Genomic DNA, 23,133 nt, shown 5'->3' on the forward strand with positions numbered 1-23,133 from the left:
CCTTAATGCCTATCAGCTGCTGTTGCAGCATCCTGCTGTGCGCCCACCGGGCTCACGCGCAATCCGTCCTGAACGCGATCCTGTCCGCGAATGACGATCATCTCGCCCGCTTTCAGCCCCGCGGTGACGACAACGCGTCCGTCGATGGCATCGCCGAGAACCACCTTTCGCCGCGCGGCCCGGCCATCGGCCGTCACGACCACGAGCTGCGCCTCGCCGGCGCCGTTGCGCACGACCGCTTCTTCCGGCACCAGCAGCGCATCGGGAAGGACGCCGCGCGGCAGGCGGACACGGACATACATGCCCGGCAGCAGATTGAGACCGGGGTTTTCCACCTCGATCCGGACTGCGGCATCCCCGGTTCCCGGATCGACCGTGACATCGGAAAGCGCCAGCCGGCCGGCACGGGGATGCGGCTTGCCGTCAGCGTCGAGGATCTCCGCCGACCCAAGCCCCTCCTTGGCGGCAGACTGCACGCCGTCAAGCTTCGTTGCCGGCAGGCGCAGGTCGACATAGACGCGGTCCAGCTCCTGCACCACCGCAAGCTCCGTCTGGCTGGAGGCAAGCGCGCCCTCGTCGGCGACCGTGCGGCCGACATAGCCCTTGATCGGCGAGCGTATCGTTGCGAAATCGAGGTCGAGCGCGCGCCGGTGCGCGACGGCCTTCGCTTCGGCAAGATTTGCCTCTGCTGCAGTCAGATCATTCTGCGCTTCCTCGTAATTCTTGCGGCTGGTCACGTTTTCCGCGATCAACGCCTTTGCCCGCGCCAGCCCCTGGCGGGCATGGGCCAGCGCTCCCTCGGCCCGCATCACCCCAGCCTTGGCCGTATCGAGATCGGCCTCAAGCAGCGCGGGATCGATTTCGAAGAGGACCTCGCCGGCCTCGACCTCGGTCCCGCCTTCGACAAGCCGCTTCTTGATGATGCCGGTGACCTGCGGCCGGATCTCGACCCGCCGATAGGCCGCCACGCGCCCGGGAAAGGCCTCGATCAGGACCACGCGCTCCGGCTCAAGCGTCAGCGTGGTGACCTGCGCGGGAGCTTGCGTATTTGCAGACGGGTCTTCGATCTGCGAGACCGCCTCGTGGCGGAAAATCAGAAAGATTGCGAGGGCGACGACGCCAACGATAGCGGTGATAAAAGAAAGGCGGTGCGACATGAAAGGCGTCCAGGCTGGTGTACTTCGCCCGCACCTGACATGCGCCCTTCGATGTTCGGTTGAGAAATGATGGAGATTTCGTGGAGGCCGGCGGATACCCGCAATCCTCCGGAAGCCAGAGGAAAAACGCTGGCGCAAAATACAGGCGGGATATTCTCGCCCCAAAACCCAGGATCTGACGGCAATTCAGGCCGTTTATGATCGAGTATCGCCTCTCCATGGAGATTGCACCTGAGGTCTCACGACCAGAAACTCTTGACGCGAGGCGTAAATAGCCCCGACGATGCATCCATTCGTGAAGCGATGAAGAAGGTGGCCTCCCAGCGCCGGCGCTGCGGCTACCGGCGGATCCATGTGATGCTGGATCGGCAAGGGATCGTCATGACCCTGAAGAAACTCCGTCGGCTATAACGGGAAGAGAAGCTGACCGTGCGCACGCGCGGCGGTCGCAAGAGGGCATTGGGAACAAGACGACCATTGACCTTGCCTTTTCGCAAACCAACGAGCGCTGGAGCCTGGATTTCATCCGTGATGCCTTCACAGATGCCTGCACTTCCGGGTGCTGGCTGTCGTGGATGACTTCACCCGCGAACGCTTGCGCCTCATCGCGGACACATCGCTGTCTGGCGCTCGTCTCGCTCGGCAACTGGATGCGCTCATTGACAGGCGCGGCAAGCCAAGGACGATTGTCTCCGACAACGGCACGGAGATGACCAGTATGGCGATCCTCAAATGGTGCCAGGAGACCCATGTCGAATGGCACTCCATCGTTCCCGGCAAGCCGATGCAGAACAACTTTATCGAAAGCTTCAATGGCAGCTTCCGCGACGATTGCCTCAACGAGACGCTGTTCTCATCACTCGCCCAAGCGCGCGATGACATATCTCCTTTGAAGGAGGATTACAACGCAAACAGACCACACTCATCGCTGTGAAATATCACGCCCAACGCGTTCGCAATGAGAATGGCACCGGAAAGACAGGCCGCTTGAGGCCAGATTGACAACCCAAGACTCTCCTAAAAATGGAGGTAAGTCGGGGCGCAGGTCAATCGCATTCGCTGCTATTTTGAGCTCACACGTCTTTCCCTCTTACGGCAAATCGAAATGAAGTTGCTTCGAGTCGGCATAGATTTCCGTCAGACGACCCGCTTCATCACTGTTCCACGCGACCGAAAAGTAAGACCATCCAATCGGCGCCCAACGCTCTAAATCACGCCGATTGATCAGGGAGCCATTTTTACTTCTTTCAAGGTATCGAGCGATTTCGTCCGGCTCGCCAAAGAACATCGCATCTGCGGTACTACGCACCACCGGCTTAAAACCTGACTCGTTGAGCCAGTTTGTCAGGTCTTCCTCACAAGAGCCAATCGGGAAGGACTTCAAAACACCGCTTTCGAAATTGACTGACATGCCGAACACGATAACAGGCCGGAGCGTCAACAACGGAGCCTCATGCAAGGCATCACATTTCTGGGCATCAGCGAAAGCATCGCGCGTGAAGCTCGACATGAAAAAGGAGATCAGAAAGCCCGCCGAAGCCGCGACAAACACCCCGCGCATGAATTGTGGCATATTAGCCTCCTTGCCCATCTGGCGGCGGGTAAAGTCCTTTGCACTTACGAAGCGAAGCTCTCTGAGCCAATTGGTTTTCGACACCAAAGATCAAGCTGGCATCGAAGTCGAATTCAAGTGTGTTGTCGGTCGTAAAGCTTGCCGCCGCGCCAACCCCTAGCCCTAAAACCTTTATCTCGTAGGCTCCTAACTCCACATCGGTTCTTCGGAAATTATCAGCCTTGCCATCGGCGGCAATAAGCGTTGGGACGGACAGAAGTGGAGCGAAACTCACTGAGACATTTGCCTCATCACTCCGATATAGATCAGAGGAGCCGCCGCCGACTCTACCATTAAACCGCGTTAAGTCAGAGTTGGAATAGCCCATAGAAACATGCGTTCTGCTTTTCATTTCGATACCCCGTCATCCAAACCAACAAGTCTGGCAATTTCATCCCGAACACAGTGTCTTGAGCGTTTTCGAATGTGATATAGGCCAAACAAATTCTGCCAATATTCGTTGGCCATATTAGCAGAAGCCCAGAAAACTGAAAAACCGCAACAGGCTCAAACGCTAAGCAAAATGAAAGCTTCGCGTTTCAACCGGTTGCTTGCACCGCGCCATTTGGCGTATCAAAATCCGCTCAGGCTCTAACCGCAGCCGAATGAAAATACAGTGGCAGGTCAAGCCAGCATCGGCTGTGATTACAGCGCCTACCTGATGGGCGCGACCTTTCTCCTCGGGCAGGGCCGGTCTCGTCCGGCTTCTCAAAATTGCTTCTGCCGCAAGCGGCTCAGCCGTCACAGTCACTTTGTGGATAAGGCTTTTCAAGTTCACTCTGCGGAATAACTGCCATGGTGGTGCCTCCCAGAAGAGCTTCACGCCGCTGAGGATCCCACAGACCGTGCCGATGCGATCGCCACCAGACCTTGCACCGGATCAAGTTCACCATGTACATATATGAAAATAATTTAATAAAAAAGGCACTTAAATACCACCGTACCATCACCACTTCATAGTCGTGCATTTTTCACGATAGGAGTGAAGAAAATGTTCGACACTTACAACGAAAACAATCGTTATTCTGAAATGAATTCTTCGGTAGATTCAGGAGAAACACAATTTTCCGAACTGAAACCGCAGGATTTGCAGATGGTTTCTGGCGGAAAGAGCTTTTGGTCTTCAGCATGGGGCATTGCCACTGAAGTAGCTGGGGCAACTGGAGCCGGCGTGATTGGAAAAATCATACATTCGGCTGTCTCAAGCCCGAAATCCCCTGTACCAATTGGATTGGTCAGAACAGAAAACATTGGCAGACTGCCAGAAACACAACCGGTCATTTCCGTGGGCGCTCCGTCAAATGTCGCCGAAGTCGGGTCGCGTGTGGGCCTTTTGGAAGACCTCTCAGAGGTCGCTGAGATTGCCGAAATCGGCAGTGCCATACTCTAACTGAGCCAATCGCCCTGTCGGGCACCTCCAAGATACAGGCCTCCAGCCCTTGCGACGCAATAGACGTGAAGCTGGAGGCCTTAGCCGGCAGGCCATCGAAGTCGAATGGCTCCATCTCTGGAGAAACGTCCCAATCTGCAGGTCCGGCGCGGCGGTATTCACGACCGTGCCGGGCCCAGACGAGCAAGCGCTGCTCACGGTCTCTGCCACAAGCATCGAAGTGGTGGACAGGCCAGACGCGGCTTCAGGCATGCAGCCATTCGCATGGACATCGGTCGATCAGAGCCGGTGCGATTTGGACGGAACTCCTGCACCAGTTGGCCGGAAGGCGGCGAAATCGAACCGCGCCGCCCAGAGTATAATCCCTGTCATCTTTGTCCCTCTTTTTTTATTGACGCAGAAGAGACAGAGGATTTAGCTTGGCGGCGATATGCTGAGATCTCGATCTGCATGCCGAGTTCAACCACCTTTTCAGGCGGAAGATTGTAAAACGCTGTAGCGCGGAGGGCGTTGCGTGCAAGGGCGCAGAAAAGCCTCTCCTGCAAGCTCAGAAGGGTGAAGCCTGTCTCCGAAGGGATAACTGTTTCACGCCCCAGAAAATATGTCACATTGTTGACATCGAGGCTGTCGTCGATTTCTGCCAGCAGGCGCAAGGCGACCGGCACGTTGGGTGACTGCATGAAGCCGTAATGAACGTGCAGCCCCTGAAAATTCATTCCGAGCTGCTTCACGTCGAGGCGATTGCGTGCATTGATGCGCGGCACTTCATGGCTGACGACGTTTAGCAGAATGACCTTTTCATGCAGAACCGGCAGATGTTTGAACTGTTGCATCAGCGCGGGCGACGTTTCTGACAATGATGCTGCGAGAAAGACCGCCGTCCCGGGAACGCGCGGAGCGTTGCTGGCTTGAGCGGCCTGAAGGAACTCACCGAGATCCTGGCCATTGCTGGAAAGGAAGGTGAGGAGCCGTTGGCGGCCGAACGCCCATGTGCGCATGATGATGAACATCGCTGCGCCAATGGCAATCGGTAGCCAGCCACCATCCATGATCTTTACGCTGTTGGCCGCAAAGAACGTGAGATCAATCGCCGCGAGACCTGCGGTGACAGGCAAAACCAGCCAGACCTTCCAACGCCAGCGATCGATCATGACGAAATACAACAGAATGGTGGTGACGACCATCGTGGCGCTGACGGCAATGCCGTAGGCTGCGGCCAGATTTTCAGAACTGCGAAATACGATGACAAGCGCGACGGTGGATAAGGCCAGAAACAGGTTGATCGACGGAATGTAGATTTGGCCGGTTTCTTCGGAAGAGGTCTGACGAATTCTAACGCGGGGGAATTGCCCCAACTGAACCGCCTGGCGCGTCAGCGAAAAGGCGCCGGAAATCACCGCCTGGGAGGCAATCACCGTGGCCGCCGTTGCAAGCAGCATCAGCGGAATGCGCATCCAGTCCGGTGCAAGGCCGTAGAAGGGTTGCTGGGCATGAACGCTGCCGGTGAGGACCAATGCACCCTGACCGAAATAATTGATCACCAGACAAGGAAACACGCAGCCAAACCAGGCGAGACGAATAGGAGGGCGGCCGAAATGCCCCATATCCGCGTAAAGAGCCTCACAGCCGGTTACCGCGAGGAAGACTGATCCCATGACAATGGCCGCGGCCGTCGGCCGCATAAAGCCAAATTCAACGGCGTAGGCGGGGCTCAGCGCTTTCAGCACCACGGGATTGTGAAAAATCTGAACAGCGCCAAGCACGGAAATTGTGGCAAACCACACAAGCATGATTGGACCGAACCAGGCCGCAACGCGCGCCGTTCCGCTGGACTGCCACGAGAACAGCGCCAGCAGGATCACGATTGTGATCGGCACGATATAATGCGCAATAGCCGGTTCGATTGTGCGGATGCCCTCAACGGCACTCAAAACCGAAATTGCAGGCGTGATCATGCCGTCACCATAAAGCAGGGCAGCACCAAAAAGGCCGATGATGATGAGGGCAGTCTGCCCGATTCCCGGTTTGCCGCGCCATGGCTGAAGCAAGGCAAGGAGCGCAAGAATGCCGCCTTCGCCGTTGTTGTCGGCGCGCATCACCAGAAGCAGGTATTTGAGGGAAACCACGATTACGAGCGACCATACTATCATTGATAGAATGCTGAGTATGGAATTTTCATCGATTGTTACTGTGCCGATTGCCGCGCGGAAGGCATAGAGTGGGCTGGTGCCTATATCGCCATAGACAATCCCAAGCGCAGACAAGGACAATATTGCTCGGCCAGCAGGCTGATCCCCGTTCTTATTGCTCATAACATCTTATCCTTCGGAATATTCAGGCCTGGGCGCAATGCCGCAAGCAGCGTGACCGAGGCCGGAAACCGGTACAGAACGGCATCTGCCTGTTTCAACAAACCGAGCCGCTTCACACCCATGCTCGAGCAAGAACTGCGGTGCTTCTAAATCAACTGTCGTCTCGCCAGCGCGGTAAAGGCAGCATCGTTCTTTACGAGATCGTCGAATGTTCCGCTCTCAGCGATCCTGCCATTCTCGAAAACATATATACGGTCGGCGTTGCGTATCGTTGAAAGTCTGTGAGCGACAATAACGCGCGTTGCCCGCATGCGTTCGAGTGCTGCACTCACGTGAGCTTGTGTGACATTGTCGAGAGCGCTTGTCGCTTCATCGAACAACACGATGCGCGGCTTGCGAACAAGGGCGCGGGCTATCAGCAGACGTTGCTTTTGGCCTCCGGACAAGGTTGAGCCACCCTCGCCAACCAATGTCTGCAATCCCATCGGCATTGCCGCAATGTCAGGCTCGAGGGCGGAATCGATGACGGCCTGACGGATGTCGTCTTCCATAAAGACGCCATTGACCGTGATGTTATCGAGAATACTGCCGCCAAGAAGCTTTCCGTCTTGGAGAACGACACCGATCTGCCGCCGCAGCGCGGTCAGATCAAGCTTTGCGATGTCATGTCCGTCATATGCAACGACACCCTTTTGCGGTGTCGCAAATCCCAGCAGCAGCCTGATCAAGGTCGATTTGCCACTGCCTGATGCGCCGACGACCGCTACAAACTCACCGGGATAGATATCGATACTGACATCATCCAGAACGGGCCGATCGCCCTCTTCATAAGAGAAGGTGGCATGCGCCAACGTGATGCGCCCGCTCAACGCACCCGGATCGAGTTTCGAGCGCGAAACCTCCGGCTCCGCAGTTCTGATAGGTCCGGTGCGTTCATAGAGCGGTTTCAGCGACGCCAGCGTGACGAGCGCGCCTGCAAAACCGGCAATACCACCATAAAACTGCCCGAATGCTGCACCGAACGCGACAAATGTGCCGGTTGACACATCTTCCACGTAGAAGGCGAAGAAAGCGAGCGCAACGATTTGGAAGATCGTGAGCACGCCGCTTGTCAGCAACCCCTCACTGTATGAAAGTACGTTGGAACGTAACTGAAAATGCATGCTGCGGGCAAACCGCTCTATCCAGTCTGAAAATGCCAACCTTTCCGCCCCGCCGGCCTTCAGTGTGGAAATCCCGGCTATGAACTGGAATGTCCGCGAGGAGAGTTTTCCGCTCAGTTCGTACTGCTCGCGTTGGTAAAGAAGCTGCAGATAAGCAAAAATACAGCTGATCAGCGTAACGAATACCACGAAACAAACAGCAATCCCTGCGAGAACGGGCTGGTAGTAGATCATGATTGCCAGGCTGATCGCCGAAAAGAGGCCGCTGACGAGCGCTGAAAGCGTTGATCCACTCAATGCTTGACTGAGCGCATTGATACCGGACGCACGACTCGCGAGATCGCCCACTTCGTATTGCTGGAAAAACGATGCTGGCAGGCGCAACAAGCGATCCCAGACAGCGTTTTGCATCAAGGCATCGACACGCCCGCTCATGCGCAGCTGCGTCAACGCTCTTGCCATGCCAAATCCAAGCGACGCAAAGGCAGCGGTGACCAGAACGATGGTCACCTGGATCAACTGGTTGTATTCGGCCTTCGGAATAATGGTATCGAAGATGTGGGCAGACACGAATGGCGTCAACAGCGCCAGCAGCGCAGTACAGGCGGATGCAATCATGACTGTGCCAAATGCACCGGCATTAGTGCGAAACACAAAACCGAGAAGAGCCCGCGGCGTCACCTCGCCGTCCGGCAGCGGTCGGTAAAATACATAAGCCTCCGGCAGAAGCGTTGCCGCAAGCTGCTTGTTGACTTTACGCTCCCTGCCATCGGCATCGATATGGCGATAGCCGTTGCGGACAGGAATGAGGCATGCCGGCTCTCCGGCCTCGGTGAAGCTGAGAAAGGCGCCATGGTCGCCGCGCCACCACTCTTCAGGCAACCGGGCACGCCGCATGCGCACATGATTGAACCGGGCCAATCCCGCAACCGCTTCACCGCGTTCCGCTGGAGGTCCGGCCAGTTTTGCTTTCAGGGTGATACCATCCACCGAAGCAACGCGCGCTGCACAGCGAAACAACGCATCGGCCTCCAGCGGTCCCGCGGAAGAATTCGCTTTGCCATCGAGGAGTGCGGCAAGCTTTCCATCTGCTGCATTCAGCCGAATCTCCGCCGCCAGATCGCGGCGTGAAACATTGTCCTGCATGTTCCGGCGTTCAATTTCGAGTGTCGTTGCAATGCCTTCAAGCGCCATCCGCTTAGCCTGCGCACGGCCCTGATGCTGTCGCCCGGTCTCCGCCAGCGCCGCGCTGTCATGCACCTGCACAAGGGTTGGGGATGTTGCTTGCGCCCAGAACGCATCGGTCAGCGGAACAAGGCCAGGACCGACATTACGCGCGTCGCCGGAGGCAAACACTTCGTCTGTTTCGAGCCAGAGCAACGCTCCGCCGGAACAAACGGCCGTGCCAGGCGCAAGCTCGACAGGCTGACCGGCGCGCAACGGGACAATTCCGCGGGGTGCAATGGCGGACGGGCAGCACGCCAGCAAGCGGCAGAGCCAACTGTCTATCTGCGTCGCATGCGGAGAATCCTCTGCGGCCGTGATACTCGTTTCTGGCGTTGGGATCACAAGAATGTCGGGGACATTGCCAGTCATCTCAACATCGGCAAAGCCCGAAAATACGTCACCTTCGGAAAGACGCATGAGATGGCGCAGAGGTCCGTAAATCTGGAAGTCAGGATCAACGGCAAACACGTCGACCCTCCCCTTTTCGACCTGAAACACACCGGCCACTGCATTCAGCGGTATGGAACGCGGCATTCGAGCAGCGTCCTGGGCATCACGAAGTGGCAGGGGTAGATCTGATTGCCGGCTATCAGGATCGGTCATGAATCTGGTTTCTCAGTGAGAGGCCACGAGCCGTGCGTAGTGCCCGCCGTGGTCCTGTATCAATGTCTCGTGTGTCCCGCGTTGCACGATCCTCCCCTGATCGAGCACCATGATCTCGTCGCTGTCACGTATTGTAGAGAGCCTGTGCGCGATGATAATACAGCTGCAGCCACGTCGCCTCAGGTTCAAATCGACGGTCTTCTCGGTTACGGGATCCAGTGCAGATGTGGCTTCATCCATAATCAATACCGCCGGATTCCGCGCGAGAGCACGTGCTATCTCGAGGCGTTGGCGTTCGCCTCCGCTGAGATTACGGCCTGCCTCTGAGACGACAGCGTTGATGCCTTTCTCACGGACGAGAGCTGCCTGATCGAGGCAGGCGTCGGCAACGGCGCTGTTGATCGCCTGGTCGGATATCGAGCTATCCCAGAGGGTGATGTTGTCACGCAATGTGCCGCTGAAGACATTGATCTCCTGGCTAACCACGCCAAGTCCTGATGTCAGCGACAACCGGTCCATTTTCTGGACGGGCCTTTCGTCGAAAAGAACCTCGCCTTGCCACGGCTGGTAGAGCCCGGCAACCAGCTTGCCGATGGTGGATTTTCCCGAGCCGCTTGTTCCAACAAGGGCAACACGCATGCCCGGTTGGAGCAAAAGGGAAAAGTCTTCGAGCAGCGGCTTTTCGAGCCGGCTATACCCGAAGGTGATGGCGCGAAGTTCCACCTTGCCAATGAGCGGCAACGTTTCCCTTGAAGCGGCCGTACCCCCTGGAGAGGTCACCTCCGGTCTGGTGGCATCATAATTGATGAGGTCCTCGACACGGCTGAGATCGACCTGCGTTGTCTGCAGCGAGGAGCCAAGGCTTACAAGACCTGCGATGGGTCCATTGAAACTGCCGACCAGAACCTGAAACGCGATAAGGTCTCCGACGGTCATCCTGCCGTCCAGAACCAACAAGGCGCCGACGCTGAGAATAGCGACATTGCCGAGGGCGCCAAGGCTGCCGGGGAGAAGGCTGAGAATGCGGTTCTGGCGCCCGATCGTCTGGGACAGAGACACATACTGTGCCTGCACCCCTCCCCAGCGTGCAAACAGGTCATCTTCGAGCCCGGCAGCCTTGACCGTTTCGATTGCCGAGAGACCACTCATGATCGCCGAGCTTTGCTCGGCGCCATTTTTTGCGAGGAGATGGCGTGCATTCTCAAACCTTATCCATACAATGCGCGCCATGACGAGGTTGAAAGCGGCAAGAAAAACGACGATCGAAGCCAGAAAAGGGCTGTAGGAAAACATCATCGCGCCGTAGACGATGATGGAAATGATCCCCACGATACTGAACGCGAGGGGGCCGGACACCATGGATGCAACACGATTGGCAGATGCCAGTCTGTTGGCAATGTCACCGGCATAGCGTTGGCTGAAAAAGTCGGCCGGCAGATGCAGGAGCCGCCAGAACACGTTTCGCGTCATGCCGATGCTGACCTTTGCGGAAAAGCGCATCAGGAAATGTTGCTGCAGCCAGCTCAGCAGCATACTAAGGCCGCCCGCCACAAGATAAATGGCAAGCAGCGGCCTCACCCAGTCTTGCTGCCCTCCAATCAGAAAGTCATCGACGTAGATCTTGCTCAGCGCCGGGATCACGATGCCGGGTATCACAAGCAGCAAGGTCACCAGCAGGATGAAGGCAAATGGCCCCCCTGTGCCGCGTGCGAACCTGCGAAGTTGTCGCAAAACCGAAGGTTTTTCGCCGCCGCGTGTGAAATCCGGGCCCGGCTGGATGGTGATCGCGATGCCTGTGAAATTGCGGTCCATCTCGGCCCAGCTGATATGCTGCCGCCCCTGAGCCGGATCATTTATCTGGGCGCCCTTGCGATCGATCTTCTCCAGAACCACGAAGTGATTGAAGCGCCAAAAGATGATCGCAGGCAGCCGCAGATCACGGAGCTTGCCCAGTCCAGCCTTGAACCCTTTTGCTTCGCAGCCGAAACGCCTGGCCGCCTCCATCACGTTCCAGGCATTTGAGCCATTTCGCGAAACACCGCATTCAACACGCAGCCGCTCCAGCGGAACCCAGCGGCCATGATAGGCAAGCACCATCGCCAGACAAGCCGCGCCACATTCGACAGCCTCCATCTGCAGGATGGTCGGCGTGTTGCGGCTGCGAAAAATGCCCCTCGGCCTCCACGGCGGAAAACGTCTTTTCATGTCGGCGCTCCGCATGTCATCTGTTGATACCGAGCAGCTTCCGGATCGCCGGGATGACCAGGACGATCGGAGGGACCTGCTCGACCATGACTTCGGCATCAGCCAAAGTGCCGGTGCTGACTTTCAGGTCGGGGCCATTGCCAGAGCTCCACTTCAGCCCTGAAGGGGTCGACGTATCTTTTTCCAGCCGCACGCCGAGAGATATCGGAGGGCGTTGACCTGCGAGCGTTCTCGCCAGATCCGGATTCCCAAGCTGGCGTTCTATCGCAGCATTACTTTGGGGATCTTCGCTGACCCACACAACCTTTCCGAGGATCGTGCCAAAGCGGGCAGGCTCCACGGTGGATGGCGATACACTCACGTCCATCCCCTTGACGATTTTCTTTCCATGAAGCGGATCGGCGAAAAACACACCTTCAATCTCTTCATCCACAGGTCGGATAGTGAGAATCGTCTCGCCTGGCTGAACAAAAGAACCGACGGCAGCAGCGATTTCAACGACACGCCCGTCCATGTCCGAGATGACTTTCCCGCCGCTTTCGAGGGTCTCCTCGATATCGGAGAGATTCTCCTCGGCATTCAATATCCGGTCATCCATCGCCTGGAGAGCCGTGTCCTTCTGGTTTTCAATCTGAAGCCGCCTGGAAACCAGCTGCTCCTTGTTGAACCTCGCTTCATCAAGGTTGCCGGATGCTTGAATAAGATCGTCACGAGCCTGCTCCAGCCTCAACGGGGTGACAAGGCCTTCCTCGCTTGCCTTTTCAAAGCCCGTAAGAATTTTTTCCCGGCTTTTCACCCGCCGCTCATTCCAATCGATTTGCCGCTGCAAATCCCTTTCGTTCTGATCGATTTCCGCAAGCTGTTGGCGGAGCAACGTGTTCCAATAGGTGTTCAAGAGCTCCTGCTCGCTTCTCAGCGAGCGCAAGGTGCGTTCCGCATCAAGCTTGTCATGCGCAATCGAGGCGATCTCGATGGACGCCAGGCGATCCCCTTCTTTAACTGCCCCGCCGAGCCGAACCGGAAGCGATTTCACGACCCCGGAATGGGTAACTGTGAAGTCTCTGGCTGCGCCGAACGCAGGGCCCAAAACTCCCGGACCCCGAACAAGAGTTGTTATGGTTCCGAAAACGCTCCAATAGATCGCACCCGCAAAAACAAGCGTGATCGCGATTGCAACCACCCAACCGCTCGGACCAACCACGCGCATCACGCTCTCAGTACTCTCAGAGCTTTGAAGTTGCTTCAGCGCAGCCTCGCGGTAGAGACGGCTTGATGTGTCATTGGTCTGGGACATGAATCAGCAGGATTCCTTACATTGGAGCTTTGAAAAATGCCTGTCGCTCATCAAACAGAAACGCCTGGGCAGCACCGTCCCGATGCGCAGGAAGGAAGCAACCATCAGATCCTCCAATAGAAAAAACTGGTCCGTGCATCTCCATGGCAATCCTCCAAATAAAAATGTCGCGGATCGTTTAATTTAACGTCCATCCTTGCGGCAAAACCGACTATTATCCCCTGGAATTTGATCTCGATGAATCCATATTTATTTCCACAACATGGACTTTAACTGTGTTGTCAGTGGAATGGATCACGCTCGAACGAATGCCAATCATACACCTACTCGGGACTATTCAACTTCCGCTAGATCATTGAGTCGTTTGAACGCCGCTGAAAAGCCCTGAAGCGATGCCGCAAACGGAACTTTCTTGTCGCTGTTGGCGACCGCTCCGGTCACGGTCAGGCTCGAGCCGGATTTCATTCCGTCGACGATTTCCCGATCCAGGTTGATCTCAACCAGACACCCCCGCGGCAAGCAGGTCGAAAACTCCAGCTGCTGCTCCGCGGCCTTTTCATCAAGCGAAAGAAAAAGCGGCTCTGCCACCGCGAGGCCGAAGGGCATCACGATGAGACCGAGCAGGCCGCCATCCTCGCCCGCTATCAACTCCACGGAGAATACCGTATCACCGGAAGCGCTATCGACCTGCCTCTGCGACATGACGCATTGATCACCTTTGTCGTCGCTGATGCAGTTGACCTGCCAGTCTTGATAGGTTTCGTGCAACTCGTTCGCGCCGCCAGGCAAAGCCGCAGCGGCTGGCAAAAATGATGTTGCGACCAAAACACCCGAAGCAAAAAGTCTCAGCACTTCACTATTCCTTTTGAATTCTTGTATTGCGGCCGATGAGGCGGCTTCGGCTTGGAAGATGTCATTCGTGCTTCAGAAATTGAACTGCATGCGGGCGTAGCCGCCGTAGGAAGATGTGTTCTCCGAGATTGAGCCTCCGGCCTTGAGAGACAGGGATAGTCGTTCGCTCAGATCCATGTTCAACCCGGCAGCCAGCTCGAACTGGTTCCTGTCGCTGCTCGATGTGATCGCAACATCGTCATCGAACACACTGCCCCCGATCAGTCGCGACGCGAGATCGAAGTTTGAGCCGCTCAGCGTGGACGACACGCCCGCCCGCACGAACCCGACAGCCGCATGATCCGCCCAGTTGAATGCACGCCCAAGTTCCAGCGAAGAGCTTAAAACCAGCGAATTATGTGCGACCGGATCGACTTCCCAGTTCAGCGGTCCGGATCCGTCTTCCTGGAATCCGTTCTGGAACAGACGCGTGCCGGCAAGCGCGATGGATGGTTTTGCGTAATAGTCATCGAACGGCAAGACGGCATAGGCGCGCAGTTCCGCCGTCACGAAACCTCCGGCCAGATCGGCGCCCGCCCCGTAGGACTGATTGCCGATCGCGTATCTGCGGGCCTGATCATAATTGTAGTAGCCGCCGCCAAAGGTCGTTGACAGTGTAAAGACGCCGACCTCGCGCTTGAACGCAGCGCCGCCGCTCCAAAGATAGCCGTCCTGGTCGAAATTGCTGCCATCGACCCGAACATGCTGAACACGGCCGCCGGCCTCGATGAAGGTGTCGCGGGCGATTTCCGTCTGCACAGCCCCTTCAAAACCGGCGGTATACTCATCGAACCCGAGTGTGGAATCCGTCTCGTCTTGATGAAACACATCACCGACAACCTGTCCCCAGACGCATTCACGCTGATGATAGAAGGTTTCCCCCGCCGCGGGATCAAGAATAGGACAGCTCTGCAGCAGGCTGTGGACCGCCTGAGAGGCTTCGACCTGGCGCGACGCACTGATCAGGCTTTCGTCCAGGGTGTGATGTCCATAGATCTCCTCAACGGCCTCTCCGGTTGGTGCGTTCAGGATGTCGGTCGCCAGAAGGCCGAGCGCATCTGTCTTTTCTTGATCGACATCGCCCTTGCGGACGCTTCCCATGACGGAGTTGAAATGGCCGGCAAATTCAAGCGCATTCGCATCCAGCGACTGGCCACTCCCGGCGCCGGTATAATCGACAACAAACATACTCGTCAGTTGCGTCGGATCGCCTGTGTCTTGAAGCGCATAGGCGACCGTCGCGCTGTTGATCATCTGCACCTCTCGTGCAGAAAGTGCAGCACCATCTTCTGTCTTCAGGAATGTGAATTCGCCGCTGTCGCCATTGACGAAGTTGGTCCGGCCAGTCCACCAGCCACGTGCCCCGCCCGAAAGGTTGACCGTGTCCCTGGCCTTGCCAAGATCAAGCGTGATCACGTCATTGGTCAGCGTGGCGGCAGGAGACGTCTGGGCCAGATCGACCTGAATGACGCCGGTTGCCGTTTGCGTGAAGGCGCCCGTGGTGATCCTTGCCTTGTCAACTACGCCAAAGCCACCTGCAGACATCGCGCCGGCATTGGTAATCGCCGACCGGTCGCTGCCACCAAGATCAACCTTATTGCCCAGCGCATATCGGCCACCCTCGGAATTGACGAGCTCGGCTGGATAATCGCCGCCCCGAACATCAATGCCGCCAGCCAGATTGCCAAGGTTGGATATCCTGAGCCCGGCCTTTCCATCGGAACCAATGACGATCGAAGACGATCCGGCACTTCGCAAGGTCCCGCTATTGCTCACACGGTTGGAGATCACTTCGACGCCATCTTCCTGGGCCCGCGAACGCCCACCCATGATCGCAATCGTCTCATGGGCTTCCGGGTTCGTCGTCGCAACAACACCGCCCTCGGCGATCGTGATCGTGACAACGCCCTCCTTGCTGTCCATGGAATCATTCACGGAAAGGGACGAGGCCTGCGCAAGAATGGCGCGAGACTTCTCACCGGCAGCGATCACCTGCCCCGAGACAGTGATATAGACGCCGCCCGAATGGCTCGACTTGTCACCGCCGCTGGCGCTCTGCGCAAATATGCCATGCGCGCCCTTGCCCAGAACCAGGATGCTGCCTGCAATATCAGCTGTAATCAGACCGCTATCGCCCTTCAGGCCGGCACTGCCGATCTTGAGACCCAGCGACGAAGCCGCCGCTCCGCCGCCGCCGCCAGTCGACTGCAACCAAAGACCGTGGGCGGAATCGCCAAATGTGGCAATCGAGCTATCCTTCGACAGCGTCACCGTGATCGGCCCGCCATCGCCGCCCTTCGCGCCATCAGGATGGGGCGAAACGCCGAAGACGCCAGACCCAAACGCTTCAACCAGCGAATCAAGTACATCCTGCAGAGAATCCTGCGGACTGCCCGCGGCCCCGCCGCCGCCGCCGACAGACTGAGCGGAGATCCCGACCGCACCCTTGCCAAGCGTCATAACAGACCCGGTATTGGCGACACTGATCGCGCCCCCCTTGCCGCCGCCGCCGCTGCTGCCGGTGACTGTTGCTGCCAGATAGGCCCATTCTGTGCCCTCGCCGCCAACGCCGCCTCCACCGCCAATGGTTTGAGAATAGATCGCCGTCGCATAGTCACCGAGTGTGAAAACGGAACCAGCATTATCGACAGTCAAATCACCGCCATCACCGCCAGATCCAGCACCACCGCCAATGTCAACAACCAGCGCCAGACTGAAAGGCTTCTTAACTTCAGTATTGTCTATATACCCTTTAATTCTTTTATTAGCATCCTCATACTTCTTTTTTATGTCATTGCGAATGTTAATAATTTTATCTCTAGCTGCCATAGCATTCTTTTCTAGAGATCTATCAGATACATTATATTTATTAAATATACTATAATATTCCTTGTAGAGAGAATCGAAACTTTTTTGAAGTTCCTTTATTTCTGGCGTGTCTTCGCGAGCTAATAATTTATTTTTTTCTATAGTGGCTTGATATTCCTCTATAGTACGTTCGCTTTCCTCATTCGCAAGTTTCGAGACCTGCCAATCAGAAGCCAATTGCGCGATCTGCCCGGCATTTGCAGATGTGGCATTGCCGCCAATACCGCCACCACCGCCAACAGATTGCGCATAAATGCCGTAAGATGTCTCCCCGAAGGTCGAAATGGAAGCAGCGTTCGAAACCGAGACGCTGCCACCAGTGCCGCCACCCTTGCCACCGCCGCCGAGATTGAAGGAGGCGGCCAGCTTGACAGGTCTGTGCCGGAATAGTTCCAGGTTCTGGATCCTGGTGAACACAAAAGAACCGGCATAGACGTTCCCGCCATCACCGCCGCCGCCGCCCACGGACTGCGCAAATATCCCGTAAGAACCGGCATCAAAGGTGGAAATCCGGCCGCGATTTTCGACAGTTACGCTGCCGCCATGCGCGCCAGTGCCTCCGGAGCCGCCGATATTGACATTCGCGGTTAAGTCAAAGGAATTGAATCTTGGCTCCGTTTTGCCAAAGCCCAATATGCCGACAATACTGTTCCCACCCTTGCCGCCGTTGCCGCCGATCGACTGGGCGTAAATGCCCGACGACGTGGCGCCGATCGTTCCCAGATCGGCTTCATTGGAAACAGAAACGGCGCCACCTTGTGAACCGCCGCCGCCGCCGCCGCCAATCGTGGTATCGACCGTGAAATTTCTGCCGGCCGTGCCGAAGAGGGACGCCTCGGTGGCCGTCCCACCAACGCCGCCATTACCGCCCGTGGATTGCGCAAGAATGGCGTCGGATTCGGCTCCGGCCGTCGTGATCGCTCCCTTGTTATCGATCGTCACTTTCCCGGCACTGGATCCGGCGCCGCCGGATCCACCAAGCGTGGTGCTATACGCATCGTCTCCCTCCGATCCGATAAGTTGGCTGGCTGAAGACAGTGTGAAGCCTGCAGAACCACCATTCCCGCCGATGGATTGCGCCGAAATCCCGTGTGAGCGAAGTCCCGCCGTGGTAATCACACTTCCCGTCTCATTGGTGACACGCACATCATCGCTGACGCTCGCATTGCCGCCATCGCCGCCAATCGTGGTGGGGACCGCAAAGCTACCCTGGCCAACCTCAACTGCTGCGCTGATGGTGACGCCCGAAGCGCCGCCATTCCCGCCAAGACTAAGGACCTCGATCCCCGGTGCATGCGCGCCCGCGGTGGTCAGGGCACCGGAATTCGTGACGGAAACCTTGCCGCTCCTGCCGCCATTGCCGCCGTTGCCGCCAATCGTCGTGGTGATCGCTGCATTGCTCTCTGCAACCTGAACTGTTGCGCTGATGGTGACGCCCGAAGCGCCGCCATTCCCGCCAAGACTATGTGCCGCGATGCCTGGTGCATGTCCGCCAGCGGTGGTCACGACACCAGAATTCGTGACGGCGACCTTGCCGCCACTGCCGCCATTGCCACCCTTGCCGCCAACCGTCGTGGTGATTGCGGCGGACATGCTATCGGGACCGGGAACACCCACGGTTCCATCGACGACAAGTCCGGATGCTCCGCCACTACCGCCAACGCTCTGCGCCAGGAGCCCTGTCGCATGCAGTCCCGATGTCCCGATATTCCCGCTATTGTCAACGCTTACGCTACTTGCCTTGCCGCCATCTCCCCCATCACCGCCATGGAGGATATCGACCGACGCGATGGAGACGGTGCCACCCGTGAGCGTGCTGGAAACACCGCCGCCACCGCCAAGGCTTTGCGCCGATATGCCGCGACCGAGATCGCCATAGGTGGTCAGCATACCGCGGTTCGTCACATCGACCGCGCCGGAACTGCCGCCATTGCCGCCAGCGCTTGCCAGAGACCATTGCCCAAGCTTGATCGCGACCTCGTCATTGACCAAAGTCCCCGAGGCACCGCCGCCGCCGCCAAGGCTCTGGGCCAGAATCGCACTCGAAGACTTTCCGCTCGCGGCTGTCTGCAGCTTGCCATCGGCATCAAAAACAGCCGCCGTCCCGGTCGTGATCTTGCCGTCATTCGTGACATTGACCGCGCCAGCCCTGCCGCCATTGCCGCCGCTCTTTTGCGAGACACGCGTCGCAATATCAAAGCCAACGACAGTGTTCACGGACGCACCCGTGCGCCCTCCGCCGCCTGCAACAGACTGTGCCAGAAGACCGGACGAATCATGACCCGTTGTCGCAATCGTCCCACTTGACGTCACTGTCACAGCGCCGGCATCGCCGCCAGACCCGTTGGTCGAGCCGAGACTGTGATTGAACATGCCATCCAGAAGCTTGGCGCCGGAGACCACGTTCACAACCGTCGATGAAACGCCGCCGCCGCCGCCGACGGACTGAACCAGAAGACCATCGGCGTGATCACCGTTGGTCGTCACATTGGCGGTGCCCTTTACATCAACCTTGCCGCCAGCGCCGCCGGCGCCGCCGCTGGCGCCATGTGAGATTTCCTGATTGATTGTCGTACCCGCCGCCACCGTCACGGTGTGACCGCCAGCACCGCCGCCACCGCCAACAGACTGGACCAGGATCCCCGTTGCACCATGACCGGATGTCGTGACTGAGCCTGCAACCTGCTCGGCTACAATCGTACCGCCATGATGTGTGCCGGTGCCCTTGCCAGCGCCTTGCGAGAATTTGAGATCGATCGAAAGTCCGGATTTGACGGCAACAAGGCTCCCGCCCTTGCCGCCACCGCCGCCGACCGATTGCAGCAAGATCCCGCGCGAATGCGCGCCGGAAGTCGTTATGACATCCTTGGCAGACCCCACATAATGGACATCACCACCGGAGCCGCCCTTGCCGCCGGTCGAGCCCAGATTATTTGAAAAGTTTCCAAACAACTCGACAGTACCGCCGCCGGAACCGCCGCCGCCGCCAGCCGACGTCAGGCGAAGGCCATCGGAAAGGTCGCCATGCGTCGTTACCTGAACCCCGCCGCCCGTGCTCTCGAAGCTGACCCTGGCGCCATTGCCGCCATTGCCGCCGTCGCCCCCGAGAGCGATCAGACCCGTAACCGAATGAGCGACACCCCCGCCCCCGCCGATACTGGCGACCGAAACACCTGTGGAATGGACGCCCTGTGTCTCAACAACAAGACCATCAACCGTCACGGTGACAGCGTCGCCCTTGCCGCCCTGGCCGGCTGGGCCGCCAAACACGAAAATGCCGCCGGTAGCCTGCGTACTGCCGCCACCGCCGCCAATGCTCTGCGCCAGAAATCCGATCGAGGCATCCGCGAGCGTCTTGATCGAGGTGTTGCTGAGCATTGCCGTCACAGCACCACCATCACTGCTGCTTCGAACGGCTTCAGCCTTGTCAAAGAAGGAATGGGCATTGTTCGCCTCTCCGGCGAACCCGCCGATGCTGGTCAAAACGACACCGGCAGACTTTTCGCCAGCTGTCGTGATCACAGCATCACTCAGGCTCAGCGCAACGCGCCCGCCGGCACCCGATGCACCATCCGTGCCTCCCTGGGCGCCATTGCCGCCATTGCCGCCGACACTGTGCACCTGAATCCCGAACGCTTCCTTGCCGGATGTGCCAACCATGCCGGAGAGCGTTACCGTGGCGTCCCCCCCGTCCCCGCCGTCACCGCCAGTTGGGCCACGCTTGAACACACCGCTTGTGCCGCCGCCGGCCCCGCCATTGCCGCCACGGCTGGTTACGACAACACCGGAATGATAGTCCCCCTTTGTCACAACCACGTTTTGGCCCGCCGCACTGAACACAACATCGCCGCCATCACCGCCGAGCCCCCCGGAACCACCGCTGTCCCCGCCCGCAAAAGTAGCAATGCTGTCGCCGCCAACGCCGCCATGCCCCCCAGCTGAAGTGAGCTGTACCCCTGTGCTCGAGCCATCGCGCTGTACAAAAATGCTTCCTTTCGAAAGCGCTACATCAATGCCTGCGCCAGCCCCGCCAGCCCCGCCAAAGCCGGAAGGCAAATCAAAACCGCCGAAAGAAACCGCCTTCCCTCCAGCGCCGCCATCACCGCCATTGGCATCAATGACAATCGCCGACCCTCCGCTCACCGAAATCGGAAAGGGAGAAGCGACGCCGTCCGCGCCATAAACATCGAGCGTGACCGCACCGGCATTGGCACCGGATCCGCCAGAACCGGCCTTTCTGCCGAGAGATACCTCGTGTGCTGCATGGCCATCCCCGCCGGAGGCATTCATGCTGATCCCGGAAGGCCCTTCAATGCCGAAATCGGCTCCAAGGCTGAGCTTCAGATCAAGATCCTGACCCGCCGCACCGCTTTCGCCATCTGGACCCTTTCCTGCGCCAGAACCGCCTTTTCCCAGTGCCCAAAGGACGAGCTGGCTGCCTTCGGCGCCACTGATCCCGGATGTCAGCCCGTAAATATCGAGCCGATGGATCGTACCGTCCCTGAAAATAATCCCGCCAGCGTCAACCGAGCCGGTGCAACTGCCAACAGGACCGGCCGTAGTGCAATCAGCCAAAGCGGGAGAGGAAAAGGGCGCGACCAGTAAAATCAGCGCAAGCGCGCTGGAAATCGCAAGATACCGGCGCGGCTTGCCCAGAGCAGGCAGATCAGAAAAGCGCCTTGCAGGCACAAGAGCCTCTGCCGCTTGAGAGAGACCACTTTCCGGGAAAGAAAAACCATCGCAATCCAGCCCACAGCGCAGAAAGCTATATTTTTGCCTGCAACAGATTTTCCTGTTCATCGGTTAATCCCCCCAATCACCAAAATCATCAATGATCATTGGGAAGACAACCGCAATGCTGGAATATTAGAAATATCGCGGATTTAAAGACTATTTCTGGTACTAAACAAATGAAAGAACAGGGGTCTCGAAGAAATTCGCTACTGGTGCTCTCACTGGACTGTCTGACCTGAGCCCCGACTTCCCTCCATTTTCTGAGGACAGAACACTGCCCCCTAGAGCGGTTCTGCGTTTGATAAAATCAAAGGGATTCCCCTTTTGCTGGTTTTGTGATTCAAGATGCTGGCTGGACAGGAAGCCAGCATCTGATGACGGCACCTTTTTCCAATGACCTTCGAAGGCGTCTGGTTCTTGCCATTGATGCTTGCGAGACTTGCCGTTCGGTCGCTTCTCGCTTTGGGGTTTCCGTGTCTGCTGCAGTGAAGTGGTCGCAGCGCTACCGGGCGACCGGTCCGGTCGCCCCCGGCAAGATAGGCGGCCATCGCAAGCGCATTCTGGAACCGCACCGGGCCTTCATCATCGAGCGCATGAATCAAACCTCGTATCTGACGCTGCATGGGCTGAAGGATGAACTGGCCGCGCGTGGCGTAAAGGTCTCGCACGATACGATCTGGAAGTTCCTGCGGCGCGAGGGTCTCAGCTTCAAAAAAACACTGTTCGCCCTTGAGCAGGCGCGCGCTGACATCGCCAGACGGCGGCAGCGCTGGCAGACTTTGCAGGCCGGCCTCGATCCCGGCAGACTTGTGTTCATCGATGAAACCTGGATCAAAACCAATATGGCGCCGCTCAGGGGATGGGGCAAACGCGGCAAACGCCTTCAGGGCTTTGCGCCGCATCGTCATTGGCGAACCCTGACCTTTCTCGGCGCGTTGCGCTGCGACCATCTAACGGCCCCCTTGCGCCTTCGACGGGCCGATCAACGGCCAGTGTTTCCAAGCCTATGTCGAGCAGATTCTTGTGCCACTCTCAAGCCCGGTGATATCGTCGTCATGGACAATCTCGGCAGCCACAAGTCAGCCGCGGTCCGCAAGGCTATCAATGCGGCAGGCGCAAGGCTCTGGTTCCAGCCGCCCTATTCACCCGACCTCGATCCGATCGAACAGGCATTCGCCAAGATCAAACACTGAATGCGCATCGGCCAAAAGAGAACCGTCGAGGATACATGGCGCGCCATAGGACGCCTTGTTACGACCATCAAACCGCAAGAGTGCGCAAACTAACCTGGAAAGGCTGGATACGCTTCTATGAAAAACTGAAACGCTCTGGAATACCGATCCTCTTCGCACATGCGGCATCGCATGCTCCCGTCAGAAAAGTGGAGCAAGATGTGCAGCATATCGTGTAGCAGAAATGAAGAATCGCGTAAGGCAGCAAACGACATTGATATCTAATCAATTGATATTTATACGATATTCAAGAGAGGCTGCTTAGTTTTGTGGCGGAGAGGAAGGGATTCGAACCCTCGATACCATCTCTGGTATACTCCCTTAGCAGGGGAGCGCCTTCGACCACTCGGCCACCTCTCCGGTGAGGCTCGTTTATGGGCAAATGCCATTGAGATCAAGGGTATTTTTCAGAAAATCACTGACGATCACGAAATGGTAGCCTCGC

The 23,133-nt window shown here is 57.6% G+C and carries 11 protein-coding genes, 1 tRNA gene and 1 pseudogene; 3 read left to right on the forward strand and 10 right to left on the reverse strand.

The genetic code is table 11. The annotated features are described in order from the left end of the window. Window positions 1–2: 2 nt before the first annotated feature. On the reverse strand, window positions 3–1,157 hold the full coding sequence (locus HPQ62_RS05065; protein WP_174801370.1) for an efflux RND transporter periplasmic adaptor subunit: 1,155 nt from the start codon (window positions 1,155–1,157) through the stop codon (window positions 3–5). Window positions 1,158–1,433: 276 nt separating this feature from the next. On the opposite strand from HPQ62_RS05065, the pseudogene HPQ62_RS21020 reads away from it, so the two are divergent. Further along, window positions 1,434–2,088, forward strand: a pseudogene (locus HPQ62_RS21020) (IS3 family transposase); the annotation flags it as partial. Between the two features lie 159 nt (window positions 2,089–2,247). On the opposite strand, the gene HPQ62_RS05075 reads toward HPQ62_RS21020, so the two are convergent. Both HPQ62_RS05075 and HPQ62_RS05080 read right to left on the reverse strand, forming a co-directional pair. Then, entirely contained in the window at window positions 2,248–2,730 is a 483-nt protein-coding gene (locus HPQ62_RS05075) for a hypothetical protein (protein WP_174801372.1), read from the reverse strand. Between the two features lies 1 nt (window position 2,731). After that, on the reverse strand, window positions 2,732–3,121 hold the full coding sequence (locus HPQ62_RS05080; RefSeq protein WP_174801373.1) for a hypothetical protein: 390 nt from the start codon (window positions 3,119–3,121) through the stop codon (window positions 2,732–2,734). 639 nt (window positions 3,122–3,760) lie between these two features. On the opposite strand from HPQ62_RS05080, the gene HPQ62_RS05085 reads away from it, so the two are divergent. Beyond that, window positions 3,761–4,159, forward strand: a complete 399-nt coding sequence (locus HPQ62_RS05085; protein WP_174801374.1) for a hypothetical protein — start codon at window positions 3,761–3,763, stop codon at window positions 4,157–4,159. Window positions 4,160–4,527: 368 nt separating this feature from the next. Here the strand turns inward: HPQ62_RS05085 and HPQ62_RS05090 are convergent, their stop codons facing one another. From HPQ62_RS05090 to HPQ62_RS05115, 6 genes are all read right to left on the reverse strand, one after another. After that, window positions 4,528–6,471 (reverse strand): potassium transporter Kup, encoded by a 1,944-nt coding sequence (locus tag HPQ62_RS05090; RefSeq protein WP_174801375.1) that lies wholly within the window; start codon window positions 6,469–6,471, stop codon window positions 4,528–4,530. Between the two features lie 146 nt (window positions 6,472–6,617). Then, complete coding sequence (locus HPQ62_RS05095) at window positions 6,618–9,464, reverse strand: NHLP bacteriocin export ABC transporter permease/ATPase subunit (RefSeq protein WP_174801376.1); 2,847 nt, start codon at window positions 9,462–9,464, stop codon at window positions 6,618–6,620. Between the two features lie 12 nt (window positions 9,465–9,476). Then, window positions 9,477–11,669, reverse strand: a complete 2,193-nt coding sequence (locus tag HPQ62_RS05100) for an NHLP family bacteriocin export ABC transporter peptidase/permease/ATPase subunit (RefSeq protein ID WP_174801377.1) — start codon at window positions 11,667–11,669, stop codon at window positions 9,477–9,479. A 16-nt stretch (window positions 11,670–11,685) separates the two neighbouring features. After that, on the reverse strand, window positions 11,686–12,963 hold the full coding sequence (locus tag HPQ62_RS05105; RefSeq protein WP_174801378.1) for an NHLP bacteriocin system secretion protein: 1,278 nt from the start codon (window positions 12,961–12,963) through the stop codon (window positions 11,686–11,688). 333 nt (window positions 12,964–13,296) lie between these two features. Then, window positions 13,297–13,815, reverse strand: a complete 519-nt coding sequence (locus tag HPQ62_RS05110; protein ID WP_174801379.1) for an invasion associated locus B family protein — start codon at window positions 13,813–13,815, stop codon at window positions 13,297–13,299. A gap of 72 nt (window positions 13,816–13,887) precedes the next feature. Then, entirely contained in the window at window positions 13,888–21,522 is a 7,635-nt protein-coding gene (locus tag HPQ62_RS05115) for a hypothetical protein (RefSeq protein ID WP_174801380.1), read from the reverse strand. A gap of 308 nt (window positions 21,523–21,830) precedes the next feature. On the opposite strand from HPQ62_RS05115, the gene HPQ62_RS05120 reads away from it, so the two are divergent. Continuing rightward, on the forward strand, window positions 21,831–22,649 hold the full coding sequence (locus HPQ62_RS05120; RefSeq protein ID WP_244629549.1) for an IS630 family transposase: 819 nt from the start codon (window positions 21,831–21,833) through the stop codon (window positions 22,647–22,649). A 309-nt stretch (window positions 22,650–22,958) separates the two neighbouring features. Here HPQ62_RS05120 and HPQ62_RS05125 read toward each other — a convergent pair. After that, window positions 22,959–23,048 (reverse strand) — tRNA-Ser (locus tag HPQ62_RS05125). Window positions 23,049–23,133 lie beyond the last annotated feature (85 nt).

This window comes from Martelella limonii, from assembly GCF_013344475.1.
In the GTDB taxonomy this organism is placed as follows: Bacteria; Pseudomonadota; Alphaproteobacteria; order Rhizobiales; family Rhizobiaceae; genus Martelella; species Martelella limonii.

Coding starts and splice junctions, on each gene's coding strand:
- HPQ62_RS05065 (WP_174801370.1), bottom strand. CDS start 1,157: ATGTCGCACCGCCTTTCTTTTATCACCGCTATCGTTGGCGTCGTCGCC.
- HPQ62_RS05075 (WP_174801372.1), bottom strand. CDS start 2,730: ATGCCACAATTCATGCGCGGGGTGTTTGTCGCGGCTTCGGCGGGCTTT.
- HPQ62_RS05080 (WP_174801373.1), bottom strand. CDS start 3,121: ATGAAAAGCAGAACGCATGTTTCTATGGGCTATTCCAACTCTGACTTA.
- HPQ62_RS05085 (WP_174801374.1), top strand. CDS start 3,761: ATGTTCGACACTTACAACGAAAACAATCGTTATTCTGAAATGAATTCT.
- HPQ62_RS05090 (WP_174801375.1), bottom strand. CDS start 6,471: ATGAGCAATAAGAACGGGGATCAGCCTGCTGGCCGAGCAATATTGTCC.
- HPQ62_RS05095 (WP_174801376.1), bottom strand. CDS start 9,464: ATGACCGATCCTGATAGCCGGCAATCAGATCTACCCCTGCCACTTCGT.
- HPQ62_RS05100 (WP_174801377.1), bottom strand. CDS start 11,669: ATGAAAAGACGTTTTCCGCCGTGGAGGCCGAGGGGCATTTTTCGCAGC.
- HPQ62_RS05105 (WP_174801378.1), bottom strand. CDS start 12,963: ATGTCCCAGACCAATGACACATCAAGCCGTCTCTACCGCGAGGCTGCG.
- HPQ62_RS05115 (WP_174801380.1), bottom strand. CDS start 21,522: ATGAACAGGAAAATCTGTTGCAGGCAAAAATATAGCTTTCTGCGCTGT.
- HPQ62_RS05120 (WP_244629549.1), top strand. CDS start 21,831: ATGACGGCACCTTTTTCCAATGACCTTCGAAGGCGTCTGGTTCTTGCC.